Source organism: Pseudomonas sp. EpS/L25, from assembly GCF_001512295.1.
GTDB lineage: Bacteria > Pseudomonadota > Gammaproteobacteria > Pseudomonadales > Pseudomonadaceae > Chryseomonas.
On record NZ_LNUP01000011.1, the window covers coordinates 995,790 to 1,009,394 of the forward strand.

Here is a 13,605-nt window from a genome sequence, read left to right on the forward strand (position 1 = left end):
TGTACCTCGATTAGCGATTGACCAGGGCGGCGGGAATACGCAGGACCAGCGTGGCGCCGATCACCAGCACCCCGGTGATGAGGAACATGCCGATGGCGCTGGAGCCGGTGCTGGTGGTGATCCAGCCGATCAGGTAGGGCGAGCAGAAGCCGGCCAGGTTGGCGAAGCTGTTCACCGCGGCGATGCCGGCGGCGGCGGTGACCCCGCCCAGCAGCGTGGTGGGCAGCATCCAGAACAGCGAGGACGCGGAGAGGATGCCGGCCGCGGCCAGGCACAGGCTGAGGATCGACAGGGTGACGTTGTGGCCGAAGACCGCGGCGAGGCTGAGGCCGCAGGCGCCCAGCAGCATGGGAATCACCAGGTGCCAGCGGCGCTCGCGGTGCCGGTCGCCGCTGCGCCCGGCCAGCAGCATGGCGACGATGGCGCACATGTAGGGCAGGCTGGTGAGCAGGCCGATGTGCAGCGGATCGGCGACCCCCGAATTGCGCACCAGGGTCGGCAGCCAGAAGGTGATGGCGTACTGGCCCATGACCACGCAGAAGTAGATGGCGGCCAGCAGCCACAGCCGGCGATCACGGATGAAGTCGCGCACGCTGGCGTGCTCGGTCTTGTGCTGGTTGTCCTCGGCCAGTTCCTTCTGGATCAGCGCCTTTTCCTCGTCGTCCAGCCAGGTCGCCTGGTGCACGCCGTCCTTGAGGTAGCCGAGCACCATCAGCCCCACCAGCACCGTGGGGATGGCTTCGATGACGAACATCCACTGCCAGCCGGCCCAGCCGTGGACGCCGGCGAACTGATTCATGATCCAGCCCGACAGCGGCCCGCCGATCATGCCCGACAGGGGAATGGCGACGAACCAGAGCACCGTCATGCGGGCGCGGCGGTAGGTGGGAAACCAGTAGGTGAGATAGAGCAGCAGACCGGGCGCCAGGCCGGCCTCGGCCACGCCGAGCAGGAAGCGCAGCAGATAGAACTGCCAGGCCGTCTCGACGAAGGCGAACAGCCCCGACAGGATGCCCCAGGTGATCATGATGCGGGCGATCCAGCGGCGGGCGCCGACCTTGTGCAGGATGATGTTGCTGGGTACCTCGCAGAGAAAATAGCCGATGAAGAACATGCCGGCGCCTAGGCCGTAGACGGCTTCGCTCAGGGCCAGGTCGTTCATCATCTGCAGCTTGGCGAAGCCGACGTTGACCCGGTCCAGATAGGCGCAGAAGTAGCACAGCATCAGGAAGGGCATGAGCCGCCAGGCGGTCTTGCGATAGGCATTGGCGCGCGCCGAGGTGGCCGCTGCCAGGGTGAGCGTAGTCATGGTCTGATCTCTTGTTGTTATGGGCGCCGCAGCCGCGGGCGCCCTTGTCGATGCAGAGCGTTGAGAACGAGGGGCGATCAGTGGATCAGCATGCCGCCGTTGACGTCCAGGGTGACGCCGGTCAGGTAGCCGGAGAGATCGCTGGCCAGGAACAGCGCGGCATTGGCCACGTCCTTGGGCTCGCCGAGGCGACCCAGCGGGATGCCGTCGATGATCGACTGGCGGCGCTCGTCGTGCATCAGTCCGCCGGTGATATCGGTCTGTATCAGGCCTGGGGTCAGGGCATTCACGCGGATGCCGTCCGGCCCGAATTCCCGCGCCATGGCTTTGGTCAGGCCCAGCACCCCGGCCTTGGCGGCGCTGTAGTGCGGACCGCCGAAGATGCCCCCGCCACGCTGGGCGGACACCGAGGACAGGCAGACGATGCTGCCACCGCCCTGCGCGCGCATGGCCGGGATCACCGCCTGGGACATCAGCAGGGTGCCGCGCAGGTTGACGTCGAGGATGCGGTCGTAGTCGGCGCGGCCGATCTCCAGCGTCTTTACCGGCTGGGTGATGCCGGCATTGTTGACCAGCACATCGAGGCGACCGTACTGGGCGAGCGCCTGGTCGACCGCGGCCCTGACCTGGGCCTCGTCGGCCACATTGGCCGCCAGGCCCAGGTGGCCTTCGCCGAGGCTGGCAGCGGCATCGCGGGCGGCACTGGCGTCGAGATCGAGGATGATGACCCGCGCGCCCTGGGCGGCGAAGGCCTGGGCGGTGGCGCGGCCGATACCGCGGGCCGAGGCGGCCCCGGTGACGAGGGCGATCTTGTCTTGCAGCAGCAGGGAGTGCAGGGGCATGACGCTATCCTTCTTGTTGTTGTGGAGGGCTGTCGCTGAGGGCCAGAGTGCCCCTGCCCCAGGCACCCAGCAACGCAGCCGGCGTCAGACCGTACTGAATAAAATTCATGCCTGCGGCTTGGCAACCTGGCCAGGTCTATCGACAATCAGTCTTGAACTGGCCACAGGAGCCGCGCCCCATGGATTCCGGCAAGACGCTTTCTCTGCCACCGCTGAAAGCCCTTCAAGCCTTCGAACAGACCGCGCGCTTCGCCAACGTCGCCCGCGCCGCCGAGCAACTGGCGCTGACGCCCTCGGCGGTCAGCCATCAGTTGGCCAAGCTGGAGGCCCTGGTGGGGCGTGCCCTCTTCGTCCGTGGTGCGCGCGGCATGACCCTGACGCCCGCCGGGGAGCAATACCTGGAAGAGGTCAGCGAGGTACTGCATCGGCTGGCCATGGCCACCGATCGGGCGGCGAGCGATGCCGGCCTGGAATGCCTGCGCCTGCACTCGGCGCCGAGCTTCGGCCTGCTCTGGCTGATGCCGCGGCTGGAGCTATTCCGCCAGAGTCATCCCGACCTGCAGATCAATCTCTCCTGCTCCTACGAATCCCTGCACTTCAGCCGCGACAAGGTCGACCTCGACATCCGCCACGGCCTGCCCAGCTGGCCGAACCTGGAGATCCGCACCCTGCAGCGCGAACGCCTGGCGGTACTGGCCGCGCCGCAATTGCTGGAGAAACGCCCGGTTCACTCGCCGGCGGATCTACTGCACAGTGAACTGATCCTGTCCGAGGCCACCCTGATGAAGTGGCCCAACTGGTTCGCCCAGCAGGGCCTGGCGCTGCCGGAACGGCCCTATACCCTGAGTTTCGATCGCTCCTACATGACCCTGGAAGCCGCCCGCCATGGCCTGGGCTTCGCCCTGGAGAGCACGGTGCTGGCGGCGGACTATCTGGCCCGCGGCGATCTGGTTCGGGTCCTGCCTCAGGATGACGATCTGCCGGTGGCCGCGCACCACCTGGTGTTTCCCCGGGCGCACTCGCGCTACGCCCGGGTGCGCCGCTTTCTCGACTGGCTGCAACAGGAGCTGGGGCAGCCCTTCGAGTACTAGCCCCCTCGCGCGCGCCAGCCCCGCAGTCATCCACCGGCAAAGCCTTGGACCTAAAATGGGAAAGAATCTTTCTATGCGTTGCGCCCCGTTACCCGGCGCGGCCCTTCGCCCAACGGCGATAGTCGGCGGGATTCATTCCGGTAACCTGGGCAAAGGCGCGGCGGAAAGAAGTGTCTTCGTTATAACCACAGTTGAGAGCCACTTGCTTGATACTGGCTCCTGGGGCCTGTAACAGCACACAGGCCGTTTCTATCCTGACCCGGGTGATCAACTCCTTGGGTGACTCGTTCGTCAACTGCTTGAGCCGTCTATGCAAGGTACGCTCGCTGACGTGCAAGGCCCTGGCCAGTTCGAGGGCGGTCAGTCCAGCAAGACTGTGTCGAATGAGCTGCTCTGCTTCGAGCAGGAATGGATCACTACCATTTATGAAGCCCCGGGGCGCATAGATGGACTGGGGCAAGGGAAGGCTGTCCGCCACTGAGATATCCGCGGCCAATCTAGCTATCTCCGCACCAGCGAAATTCCTGATCAGGTGCAACGCCAAGTCGATCCAGGATAGTGGCCCTCCTGTCGTTATGACTCGGTCCTGCGACTCCATGGCGGATCCCCAAACCGGAAGAGCTTTGGGAAATCGCCGTTTGAATACGTGATGGAGCCACCAGGTGGTGGTGCATCGGCGCCGGTCTAGAAGGCCGGCCTCCCCGAGCACGAACGTACCCGCGCAGGCCCCGCCAACCCAAGCTCCCTGCTGGTGACAGGCGCCAATCCATCGCGAGGCCTGCGTGACCGACTCGGTCAATGGAGGCGCTCGATCGGCAGCCAACGCAATGCCAGTAACCAGTACCGCGTCGCACATCCCGGCGTCGAGGAATGAAGCATCGACCGAGATCAATCGACCCTGGGGATCATGCAGCGGCTTGCCATCCGCACTGACAATGACGGTTTCAAAATCCGCCCGATGAGCGCTCTCGATCCCCTCCGGTAACTCCGTGGGCGGCGACCGCAGCGCCTGATTGGTCATCCAGAACAGATCTGACAAGCCGGCGATGGCGGACAAGAGGCTGCCTTCGAGGGCAACGATAGCGATACGCACGGTTGCGGTCCTGTTGCCAAGGAGATGGCGAATTTTGCATGAACTATGGCCGTTTTGGCATCTCACGCTATTTCCGGCCCCTACCTAGACTAGCCCCACACTCTGTCTGGGTAGCCACACATGAAACCGTCATTCGCCCCCTCGCGCCATGTCAGAACACCACGCGCTGCCTGGGCCTGGCTGATACGGATAGGCGCGTTACTTGGCGCCTCTACCGGATTAGCCGGGCTGCCCGCCATGGCTGCTGCACCAGCCCATAGGATTGCGAACATCGTCCTGGTGCATGGCGCCTTCGTCGATGGGTCGAGCTGGTCTCCCGTGCTGGAGCAACTGACAGCGATGGGCTATCACGTCACCGCCGTCCAGAATCCGCTTAGCTCATTGAAGGATGACGTCTCGGCCACTGAACGCGTGCTGCGACGACAAAATGGGGATGTACTGCTAGTGGGTCACTCCTGGGCGGGAACGGTGATCAGCCAGGCGGGTAACGCTCCCAACGTCAAAGGCCTCGTCTATGTATCCGCGCTGGCGCCCGATAGCGGCGAATCGACCGCGGATCTCCTGAGCAAGCTCGGTGCGTCTGCAATGCACCTCGTTCCCGACCAGGATGGTCTGCTCTGGCTGGACAGTTCGACCCTTTTTCATTCCGTGATGGCGGCCGACCTGCCGGCCACTGCAGCCCGCTCGTTGGCTGCTCGGCAGCAACCCATAGCGGCGAGCAGCTTTGGTACCCCTATCGAGCACGCAGCCTGGCGGGATAAGCCGAGTTGGTACCTGCAAACGCTCGACGACCAGGCGCTAGCGCCGTCCGTACAGCGGGCCATCGCCCAACGTCTGGGGGCCACCCTTTATTCGGTCCATTCCAGCCATCTATCGCTGCTATCTCAACCCACCGCGGTTGTTCGCCTGATCGATGAAGCCGCCAGGGAAGCGACAGATATGAAAAATCGCCGCCCCGCGCGAACCATGCCAACGCCCCACTCCTGAGGATATCAACATGAAACTGCTCCACATTGACTCCAGCATCATGGGCAATGCCTCTGTTAGCCGTGAACTCAGCGCGGCCGTAGTGGCTGCCATCAAGGCTGATCGACCTGATATTCAAGTGACGTACCGCGATCTGATCGCGGAAGAGGTAAGTCATCTGAGCGGCCCTATTGCCGCAGGTTTTCGCCAACCGCAGCAGGCCGATCTCGCGCCGGATATCCTGGCAGAACAGCAACTATCCGAAACGTTGGTGACGGAGTTTCTGGCGAGCGACATCCTCGTCATCGGTGCTCCCATGTACAACTTCAGCGTACCCACGCAGCTTAAATCCTGGCTGGATCGGATAGCGCAGGTCAACCGGACCTTCAAATACACCGACAAAGGTCCGATTGGACTCACTCAGGACAAGCACATCATCGTGGTCTCTGCACGCGGAGGCTTCTACGCCGACGGCACTTTCCAGGACATGGATTTCCAGGAGCGTTACCTTCGCGCATTTTTCGCCTTTCTAGGCGTTGCAGACGTCGAGTTTGTCCGTGCTGAAGGGGTATCGAAAGGAGACCAGGTACGTCGTGCCGGGATCGAGTCCGCTCTCTCTTCAATCCGAAACATCGTGACGAATCCGCCTGCCAAGTGAACGTAGCTTCCCCCGTGAGGAGTCAACAATGCTCTACGCCATCACCTTGACCTATATCGAATCTTCGGATGCCATCAATGCCGTTCTGGATACACATAAGAATTGGCTGGCTCATCACCTGAGCACCGAGCGGATACTCTGCGCCGGCCCTCTCGCGCACGGAGGTGGAGGTTTCATCCTCGCTCACGCAGCCACACTGTCTGAGATCGAGGAGATGCTTGCGGATGACCCCTTTGTCGCTGAGGGGCTGGTCAGGACCGACATCCTCGCGATCCAACCCGCTCTGCGTGCCACCAATTTTCCAGGTGACTGGGCAGAGGGCGCGAAGCCGATAGCACCCGGCCAGGGGTAGATCCGTACCCTGCTCTGCGGAAGATCACAAAGCAGCTCAGGGGGCGGTGTCCCGGCTCGGTCATGCTATGCGCCGCTTTCTCGACGGGCTGCGACAGGAGCTGGGCCGGCCTTTCGAGTATTAGCCTGCCTGCAGCCGCTCCCGGAGCAAGGCGACGAAGGCCTGAGCCGCCGGGGTCAGGCTGCGGCCGCTGGGTGTCAGGATGCCCAGCGGTCGGGCCAGGCTCTCGCCGCGGACCGGCAGGGCCACCACCGGGGCCTCGCCACCCGCCGATTCCGGCAGCAGGGCCAGGCCCTGGCCGGCCGCCACCAGGGCCAGCAGGGTGCTCATGTAGTTGGCCTCCAGCGCCGCCACCAGGCGCAGGCCGGCAGCGGCGAAGGCGAAGTCCAGGCATTCGCGCACGCTGCTGTCGCGGCCGGTGAGCAGCAGGGGCACGGCGTCGAGTTCGCCCAGGGTGATCTCGCTGCGGCCCGCCCAGGAGTGGTCGCGGGGGACGAACAGCTGTAGGTGATCGACATACAGCGGCTGGAAGTCCAGGCCCACGGCCCGTGGCCGGACGCCGATGCCCAGATCCACCTGACCTTCGCGCACCAGCGCCTCGACCCGCCCGGCCACCACGTCCTGCAGGCGGATCTCGATGGCCGGATGCCGGGCCTGGAAGGTCTTCAGCAATTCGGGAAAGGGGCCCATGAAGAAGGACGGCAAGGCCGCCAGGGTAATCCGTCCCCGGCGCAGGCCGGCCAGGTCCCGGGCGTGCGTCTGGACATCGCCCAGGTCCACCAGGATGCGCTCCAGGGGTCCGCGCAGTTCTTCCCCGGCGGTGGTCAGCTGGACCCGCCGCGGGGTGCGTTCGAGCAGTTGCACCTCCAGCCAGGCTTCGAGTTGCTGGATCTGTACGGTGAGCGCCGGAGGGGACAGGTGCAACTCCTCGGCCGCGCGGGCGAAGGAGCCCTGGCGGGCCACGGCGAGAAAGGCCTGCACGTGCTGGAGCAGATTCTTCATTTCGTTTTTCTGAACGCCGCTTCGGAAGATTCCAATTTACAGGACGTCGGGCGTCTTCGAATACTGGACCTACAACAACAAAACCTCCCGTGCGCCCGCCTGCCGCGCCACGGTCCAAGGAGTCCGCCATGCTCGCCCTGCTCGGTGTCGTCACCATTCTCGCGTTGCTCGTCGCGGTCATGAGCAAACGTGTCTCGCCCCTGGTCGCCCTCATCGTCATCCCCATCGCCGCCGCGCTGATCGGTGGCTTCGGCCTGGGCACCAGCGCCTTCATCATCGCCGGCATCAAGGGCGTCGCCCCGGTGATCGGCATGTTCGTCTTCGCCATCCTGTTCTTCGGCATCATGACCGACGCCGGGATGCTCGACCCCATCATCGACCGCATCCTGCGCACCGTCGGCACCCGGCCGACGCGCATCGTCTGCGGCAGCGCCCTGCTCGCCCTGCTGGTGCACCTGGACGGCTCCGGCGCGGTGACCTTCCTGGTGACCATCCCCGCCATGCTGCCGCTCTATACCCGCCTGGGGCTGGATCGGCGCATCCTCGCCTGCGTGGCCGCCATGGCCGCCGGGGTCAACTTCCTGCCCTGGACCGGCCCGGTGCTGCGCTCCTCCGCCGCCCTGCACGTACCGGTGGCCGACCTCTTCCAACCACTGATCCCGGTGCAACTGGTGGGCCTGGCCTTCGTCTTCGCCAGCGCCTGGTGGCTCGGTCGGCGCGAGGAGAAGCGCCTGACCCTGGCCGGCCAGGCACCCTGGCTGGCCGGCGGTGGCACCGGTGCCGCGCCGGAGCGGGTGCTCAGCGAGGCCGAGCGCGCCCTGCGTCGCCCCGGGCGGTTCTGGATCAACCTGCTGCTGACCCTGGTGGTGATGGGGGTAATGATCGCCGGCTGGGTCGATCCGGTGGTGATGTTCATGCTCGGTACCGTCGCCGCGCTGTGCCTGAACTATCCCTCGGTGGACGCCCAGAAGGCACGCATCGACGCCCACGCCAAGACCGCCCTGACCATGGCCAGCATCCTGTTCGCCGCGGGCGTCTTCACCGGCATCATGCAGGGCAGCGGCATGCTCAAGGCCATGGCCCAGGTGGCGGTGGCAGGCATCCCGGCCGGGCATGGCCAGTTGATCCCGGCGGTGGTGGGCTTTTTGTCCATGCCGCTGAGCCTGCTGTTCGACCCGGATTCCTTCTACTTCGGCGTCATGCCGGTGATCGCCGAGGTCGGCCGCAACCTGGGGGTCGACCCGGTGCAGGTGGCCCAGGCCTCGCTGCTCGGGGTGCATACCACCGGTTTCCCGGTCAGCCCCCTGACCCCGGCGACCTTCCTGCTGGTGGGCCTGTGCAAGCTGGACCTGGCCGATCACCAGCGCTTCACCATCCCCTTCCTGTTCGCGGCCTCGGTGCTGATGACCCTGACCGCCCTGCTCCTGGGAGTCTTCTAGATGAGCCGTCTGCTTCGCATCGGCTGCGGCGCCGGCTATTCCGGCGATCGCATCGAACCCGCCGTGGAGCTGGCCGAGCATGGCCGCCTCGACTACCTGGTCTTCGAATGCCTGGCCGAACGCACCATCGCCCTGGCGCAACAGGCGCGACTGGCCGATCCCGAGGCCGGTTTCGATCCGCTGCTGGAAGCCCGGATGCGTCGCATCCTGCCGCTGCTACGCCAGGCCGGGCGAGCGCGCCTGCGGGTGATCACCAACATGGGCGCCGCCCATCCCTCCGCCGCGGCGCGCAAGGTCGCGGCCCTGGCGCGGGAGCTGGGCGTCACCGGGCTGAAGATCGCTGCCGTGGCCGGCGACGACGTGCTGGCCCAGTTGCCGGCCGACGCCCTGCTGGACAGCGGCCAGACCCTGGCCGAACTGGGTGACCGGGTGATCTCGGCCAACGCCTACCTGGGCGTGGAAGGCATCGTCCAGGCCCTGGCGGCGGACGCCGACGTCATCGTCACCGGCCGGGTGGCCGATCCTTCGCTGTTCCTCGCGCCGCTGGTGCATGAATTCGGCTGGGCGGCGGATGATTGGGAACGTCGCGGGCGCGGCACCCTGGTCGGCCATCTGCTGGAATGCGCCGGTCAGGTCACCGGCGGCTACTTCGCCGACCCCGGCTACAAGGACGTACCCGACCTCGCCCGCCTGGGCTTTCCCCTGGCCGAGGTGGATGCCGAGGGCCACGCGACCCTCACCAAGGTCGCGGGCTCCGGCGGCTGCGTGACCCCGGCGACCTGCACCGAACAACTGCTCTATGAGGTACACGACCCGGCGGCCTATCTGACGCCGGACGTGACCGCGGACTTTTCCGGCGTCGCCCTGCAGCAGTCGGCGCCCGACCGGGTCGCGGTCAGCGGTGCGCGAGGCAAGGCGCGCCCCGAGCAGCTCAAGGTCTCGGTGGGTTATCGCGACGGCTGGCATGGCGAAGGCCAGCTTTCCTATGCCGGGCCGGGTGCCCTGGCCCGCGCCCGCCTGGCCGCTCAAGTGGTGCGCGAACGTCTGCAACTCTGCGGCGTACCGGTCGAGGAGCTGCGCTGCGAACTGATCGGCTGCGACGCCCTGCACGGCGCGACCCTGGCCGCGCGCGCCAGCGGCGAACCCTGGGAGGTCCGCTTGCGAGTGGTCGGGCGCTGCGCCAGCCGGGCTGCGGCGGTGCAGATCGGCAACGAGGTGGAAACCCTCTATACCAATGGCCCGGCCGGCGGTGGTGGCGCCACCAAGGCGGTCCGCGAGGTGATCGCCGTGGCGTCGCTGCTGTGGCCGCGGGCGGCCGTCACCCCTACCCTGGAGCTGGAGACGCTGCCATGAAACTGCGCGAGATCGCCCACGTCCGTACCGGCGACAAGGGGGACATTTCGAACATGGCGGTGATCGCCTATCGCCGTGAAGATTTCGACCGCCTGCGCCAGGCGCTCACCGCGGAACGGGTCGCCGCCTGGTTCCCCGACAACCGACCCGCCGACGCTGCGCCCGTGCGCCGCTACGAACTGCCCGCCCTGGGTGCGCTGAACTTCGTGCTGCCGGGCGCCCTGCGCGGCGGCGTCACCCGTTCGCTGGCGCTGGATGCTCACGGCAAAGGCCTGGGCGCGGCGCTGCTGGACATGGAGCTGGAAGACTGAGCGTTCAGCCGGGAAAGCTGATGCACTCGTCGGACAGGTCGTTGATGAACACGCTGTCCTTGTCGAGCGGGACGTGCGCACCCTTGCGCCGCAATTCGTTGATAGCGTGCAACAGGACCAGATTGATCCGCTCGACCCGCAGCTCATCCGAGCGCATAAAGCGCGATACCCGCGCGTTATGCTCGGGATCGATGAGGATGATCAGCAGACCGTCCGCCTGACGCTCCAGCCGATGGCGCAGGGGCGGATCCAGCTGGGCCAGGCGCTCATGCAATTTGTCCATGCCATGCCCCTCTGAGACAGAACACCTCGATTTCAGGCTAGCCGGCTCGCTCGAGAACGCAAGACCGCTCCCGGGCGTTGCGCTCGCGTACGGACCATGACGGACTCCTGGTCGGGCGCGAGAGGGCGGTACGGGGTACTGTCACGAAGCTGCCATCAGCCTCCGGCACGCTGGATCTCTTGACCGCTCACGCCGTGGCAGAGGCCGCCGATGGATTCCCGCCCAGTCGTCCACCTGTTCAGCGCCCTCGCTCCCTCGACCAAAACCCTGGGTCCGAGCGCCGAAGCCGTTCGCGCTCTAGCGGCCCGGGGACGTGGCCAGCGCATCGCGCGCACCACCCGGCAGCTCTTGGCGCTCGGTCACCGCCGCATCATGCTGGTGTCGGGGCCGGAACGAGATGCCCTACTGACGAATGCCGACCTGTACGGGCACTGCCAGGTGATGCTGGCGGAGGGACTGCCGCTGTTACCGCGCCTGGAGCTCGAGGCAGCAATCGAGCCGGTGTGGCCGGAGCTGGCGACCCTGCTGGACGAGGTGGCGCCAACCGCGCTGCTGTGCAGCCGCGACACCCTCGTCGCTGGCCTCGAAGCCGCCGTGCGACGCCATGCAGGGCTCGCCGGACTGGTCATCGTGGGGCCCGGAAGCGGTGCGGCAGGATTGGTAACCTCGCGACATTGATACCGGAGCCGGCTCAGCCATCCGTTAGAGCCTGTTCAAAGTCTGGCGAGCTAGCGACAAGCGAGGCCCAGGCCGCCCCGCGAAAACGGCTGAGGAAGCGGACCGGGCTCGCGAACGAGTTTACAAAGGGTAGATGAGCAGTGCGCCGGAGCCGCCCAGGCCGGGCTGGCGAGCCAGGCCGTTTTCAACGCCGTTTGGTCGACGCCCGGCAGACGTTAAGCAGGCTCTTGGTCCCCGGGCTGTCGATGCGGCATGACGATGCCATGCAGCTTGAGGCGCCGATAGAGGGTAGCCCGGGAGATACCGAGCGCCCGGGCGGTCGGAATGGCCTTCCACCGGTGCCGCACCAGGGCCGCCAGGATCAGCCGTCGCTCGGGGCTGTCGACCGCGGGTAGCGGCTCGATGGCCGGCGCGCCGCCGGGCCGCAGACTGGCCGGCAGGTGGTCGAGGCTGATGAGGGCGCCGTCGCACAGGGCACAGGCATAGCGCAGCACGTTGCGCAACTCGCGCACGTTGCCCGGCCAGTCGTGAGCCAGGATGGCCTCCTGCACCTGGGGCGCCAGGTCCGGCGCGGGGCGGTCACCGCACTCCTCCGCCAACAACCGCCGCGCCAGCGCCAGGCGGTCGGCACGCTCGCGCAATGGTGGCAGCTGGAAGACGGCGCCATTGAGGCGATAGAGCAGGTCTTCGCGAAACAACCCGGCGGCGACTCTTTCCGCCAGATCCCGGTGGGTGGCGCAGACCAGCCGTACGTCCACCCGCCGCGGCTGGGCACTACCCACCGGCAGCACCTCACCCTCGGCCAGCACCCGCAGCAGGCGGGTCTGCAACACCAGGGGCATGTCACCGATCTCATCGAGGAACAGGGTGCCGCCATCGGCCACCACGATCAGGCCCACGTGACCCTGGCGCTGGGCACCGGTAAAGGCGCCGGGAGCATGACCGAACAACTCGCTCTCGATCAGGCTTTCCGGCAGCGCCGCGCAATTGAGGGCGACGAAGGGTTTTGCTGAACGATCACCCCCCTGGTGCAGGGCGCGGGCGAAGACCTCCTTGCCGGTGCCGGTCTCGCCGGTGACCAGGATCGGCAGGCCGTGGCGATGGAGACGCTGGGCAGTCGCCAGGGCCAGGGTGACCCTTGGCTCCTGCTCGGGCTCGATGTCGACCTGGGCCCGGACCAGGGGGATGACCGTCCCCACCCGCCGCCGCGGTGCCCGTACCCGGGCGTGGAGGTGCGCCTCGCCCAGGCGCAGGGGTTCAGGATCGTCTTCCCGCAGTCGCGTCACCGCATCGCGACCGAACAATTCCTCGAGCCGTTGCGGCAGGTAGCCGAGTTGTTCGAGGCAAAGTTGCCGCGCCGGGCGATTGAAGCCGGTCAGGCGACCGCTGGCGTCCCAGGCCAGCAGCCATTCCGGTTGGGTCTCCAGGTAGCTGGCCTGGGCATGGCCGCAGAGCACCCAGTCACCCTGGGCGCTGTGCATGAAATAGGCGTTCTCGATGCGCTGGGCACTGTCGCGGGTGAATTGCTGGATCAGCAGCTGGCTGCGGCGGTCGTCCGGCGAGCGCGGCGCCGAGACGTCCAGCACCCCGAGCAATTCGCCATTCGGCGCGAACACCGGCGCGGCGGTACAGGTGAGGCCGGTGAAGGCGGCGCGGAAGTGGTCGGCCTTGTGCACCGTGACCGGCGCCCGGTCGGTCAGCACCGCGGCCACCCCGCAGGTGCCCTCCTCCTGCTCGGACCAGCAGGTGCCCAGGTAGAGCCCGGCGCGGCGGCATTCTTCGCCGAGGCGATCACTCACCCGGTAGTCCAGGGTCTGGCCCTGGGCATCGGCCAGCAGCACGCAATAATCAGCCGCCGCGATCCGCGCATGCAGGGCGCCCAGCTCGCCATCGGCGACGCGCAGGAAGTCTTCCGCCGCCTGCTGATGCTGGCGCAGTTCGTAGCGCGAGAGGATGCGCGGGCCCTGCAGGCAGCCCGGATCGAGGTGGTGCTGCTCGAAGGAGCGGCGCCAGGATTCGAGGATGCGGCCGGGCGGGCCGGGGTTGCGCAGCGGAGCGCGCAGGGCCTGGTCGATGGCACGGGCGTGGTGGTGCGCCTGGGCAGACAGCATGGGGTGTCTCTCCCTGAATTCCGGTCATGGCATGGAAGGCCGGTCATTGTTCTGCCCCTCATTTAGCGCCCCCTGGCCCCGGCCTTCAAGTCCGCCGCGCCATGAGACGAATCGTCT

14 protein-coding genes are annotated in these 13,605 nt (G+C 66.7%); 8 read left to right on the forward strand and 6 right to left on the reverse strand.

Annotated elements, in window-relative coordinates; genetic code table 11:
- Nucleotides 1-10: 10 nt before the first annotated feature.
- Both AR540_RS13565 and AR540_RS13570 read right to left on the reverse strand, forming a co-directional pair.
- Nucleotides 11-1,309 (reverse strand): MFS transporter, encoded by a 1,299-nt coding sequence (locus AR540_RS13565; protein ID WP_059229683.1) that lies wholly within the window; start codon nt 1,307-1,309, stop codon nt 11-13.
- A gap of 77 nt (nt 1,310-1,386) precedes the next feature.
- A complete protein-coding gene (locus AR540_RS13570; protein WP_059229765.1) occupies nt 1,387-2,136 on the reverse strand; it encodes an SDR family NAD(P)-dependent oxidoreductase in 750 nt (249 codons plus the stop codon).
- A gap of 194 nt (nt 2,137-2,330) precedes the next feature.
- On the opposite strand from AR540_RS13570, the gene AR540_RS13575 reads away from it, so the two are divergent.
- Nucleotides 2,331-3,242, forward strand: a complete 912-nt coding sequence (locus AR540_RS13575) for a LysR substrate-binding domain-containing protein (RefSeq protein ID WP_059229684.1) — start codon at nt 2,331-2,333, stop codon at nt 3,240-3,242.
- 88 nt (nt 3,243-3,330) lie between these two features.
- Here AR540_RS13575 and AR540_RS13580 read toward each other — a convergent pair whose 3' ends face one another.
- A complete protein-coding gene (locus AR540_RS13580; RefSeq protein ID WP_059229685.1) occupies nt 3,331-4,335 on the reverse strand; it encodes a GlxA family transcriptional regulator in 1,005 nt (334 codons plus the stop codon).
- Nucleotides 4,336-4,455: 120 nt separating this feature from the next.
- Between AR540_RS13580 and AR540_RS13585 the strand changes: the two genes are divergently transcribed.
- From AR540_RS13585 to AR540_RS13595, 3 genes are read left to right on the forward strand one after another with little or no spacing between them, the layout of a single operon-like run.
- Complete coding sequence (locus AR540_RS13585; RefSeq protein ID WP_059229686.1) at nt 4,456-5,322, forward strand: alpha/beta fold hydrolase; 867 nt, start codon at nt 4,456-4,458, stop codon at nt 5,320-5,322.
- A 10-nt stretch (nt 5,323-5,332) separates the two neighbouring features.
- Complete coding sequence (locus AR540_RS13590) at nt 5,333-5,959, forward strand: FMN-dependent NADH-azoreductase (protein WP_059229687.1); 627 nt, start codon at nt 5,333-5,335, stop codon at nt 5,957-5,959.
- A 28-nt stretch (nt 5,960-5,987) separates the two neighbouring features.
- On the forward strand, nt 5,988-6,311 hold the full coding sequence (locus tag AR540_RS13595) for a YciI family protein (RefSeq protein ID WP_059229688.1): 324 nt from the start codon (nt 5,988-5,990) through the stop codon (nt 6,309-6,311).
- Between the two features lie 120 nt (nt 6,312-6,431).
- Here the strand turns inward: AR540_RS13595 and AR540_RS13600 are convergent, their stop codons facing one another.
- Nucleotides 6,432-7,313: a LysR family transcriptional regulator gene (locus tag AR540_RS13600; protein WP_059229689.1), complete on the reverse strand. Its 882-nt coding sequence runs from the start codon at nt 7,311-7,313 to the stop codon at nt 6,432-6,434.
- A 128-nt stretch (nt 7,314-7,441) separates the two neighbouring features.
- Between AR540_RS13600 and AR540_RS13605 the strand changes: the two genes are divergently transcribed.
- The 3 genes from AR540_RS13605 to AR540_RS13615 are packed head-to-tail and all read left to right on the forward strand — an operon-like array spanning nt 7,442 to nt 10,416.
- Nucleotides 7,442-8,752 carry a CitMHS family transporter gene (locus tag AR540_RS13605; protein ID WP_059229690.1) on the forward strand — a complete coding sequence of 437 codons (1,311 nt, stop codon included), beginning with the start codon at nt 7,442-7,444 and terminating at the stop codon, nt 8,750-8,752.
- Nucleotides 8,753-10,105 (forward strand): acyclic terpene utilization AtuA family protein, encoded by a 1,353-nt coding sequence (locus AR540_RS13610; protein ID WP_059229691.1) that lies wholly within the window; start codon nt 8,753-8,755, stop codon nt 10,103-10,105. It abuts the gene before it with no gap.
- On the forward strand, nt 10,102-10,416 hold the full coding sequence (locus tag AR540_RS13615) for an AtuA-related protein (protein ID WP_059229692.1): 315 nt from the start codon (nt 10,102-10,104) through the stop codon (nt 10,414-10,416). Before AR540_RS13610 ends, AR540_RS13615 begins: the two co-directional genes overlap by 4 nt.
- A 4-nt stretch (nt 10,417-10,420) precedes the next feature.
- On the opposite strand, the gene AR540_RS13620 is transcribed toward AR540_RS13615, so the two are convergent.
- A complete protein-coding gene (locus AR540_RS13620; protein ID WP_059229693.1) occupies nt 10,421-10,699 on the reverse strand; it encodes a hypothetical protein in 279 nt (92 codons plus the stop codon).
- 210 nt (nt 10,700-10,909) lie between these two features.
- Between AR540_RS13620 and AR540_RS13625 the strand changes: the two genes are divergently transcribed.
- Nucleotides 10,910-11,377, forward strand: a complete 468-nt coding sequence (locus tag AR540_RS13625; RefSeq protein ID WP_059229694.1) for a substrate-binding domain-containing protein — start codon at nt 10,910-10,912, stop codon at nt 11,375-11,377.
- 215 nt (nt 11,378-11,592) lie between these two features.
- Here AR540_RS13625 and AR540_RS13630 read toward each other — a convergent pair whose 3' ends face one another.
- Nucleotides 11,593-13,488 (reverse strand): sigma-54-dependent Fis family transcriptional regulator, encoded by a 1,896-nt coding sequence (locus AR540_RS13630; protein WP_059229695.1) that lies wholly within the window; start codon nt 13,486-13,488, stop codon nt 11,593-11,595.
- Between the last annotated feature and the right edge of the window lie 117 nt (nt 13,489-13,605).

Bases quoted from the DNA above. Each gene is read 5' to 3' on its own strand.
- AR540_RS13585 (WP_059229686.1), top strand. From the start codon at position 4,456: ATGAAACCGTCATTCGCCCCCTCGCGCCATGTCAGAACACCACGCGCT.
- AR540_RS13590 (WP_059229687.1), top strand. From the start codon at position 5,333: ATGAAACTGCTCCACATTGACTCCAGCATCATGGGCAATGCCTCTGTT.
- AR540_RS13630 (WP_059229695.1), bottom strand. From the start codon at position 13,488: ATGCTGTCTGCCCAGGCGCACCACCACGCCCGTGCCATCGACCAGGCC.
- AR540_RS13575 (WP_059229684.1), top strand. From the start codon at position 2,331: ATGGATTCCGGCAAGACGCTTTCTCTGCCACCGCTGAAAGCCCTTCAA.
- AR540_RS13620 (WP_059229693.1), bottom strand. From the start codon at position 10,699: ATGGACAAATTGCATGAGCGCCTGGCCCAGCTGGATCCGCCCCTGCGC.
- AR540_RS13610 (WP_059229691.1), top strand. From the start codon at position 8,753: ATGAGCCGTCTGCTTCGCATCGGCTGCGGCGCCGGCTATTCCGGCGAT.
- AR540_RS13615 (WP_059229692.1), top strand. From the start codon at position 10,102: ATGAAACTGCGCGAGATCGCCCACGTCCGTACCGGCGACAAGGGGGAC.
- AR540_RS13625 (WP_059229694.1), top strand. From the start codon at position 10,910: ATGGATTCCCGCCCAGTCGTCCACCTGTTCAGCGCCCTCGCTCCCTCG.
- AR540_RS13605 (WP_059229690.1), top strand. From the start codon at position 7,442: ATGCTCGCCCTGCTCGGTGTCGTCACCATTCTCGCGTTGCTCGTCGCG.
- AR540_RS13600 (WP_059229689.1), bottom strand. From the start codon at position 7,313: ATGAAGAATCTGCTCCAGCACGTGCAGGCCTTTCTCGCCGTGGCCCGC.
- AR540_RS13595 (WP_059229688.1), top strand. From the start codon at position 5,988: ATGCTCTACGCCATCACCTTGACCTATATCGAATCTTCGGATGCCATC.
- AR540_RS13565 (WP_059229683.1), bottom strand. From the start codon at position 1,309: ATGACTACGCTCACCCTGGCAGCGGCCACCTCGGCGCGCGCCAATGCC.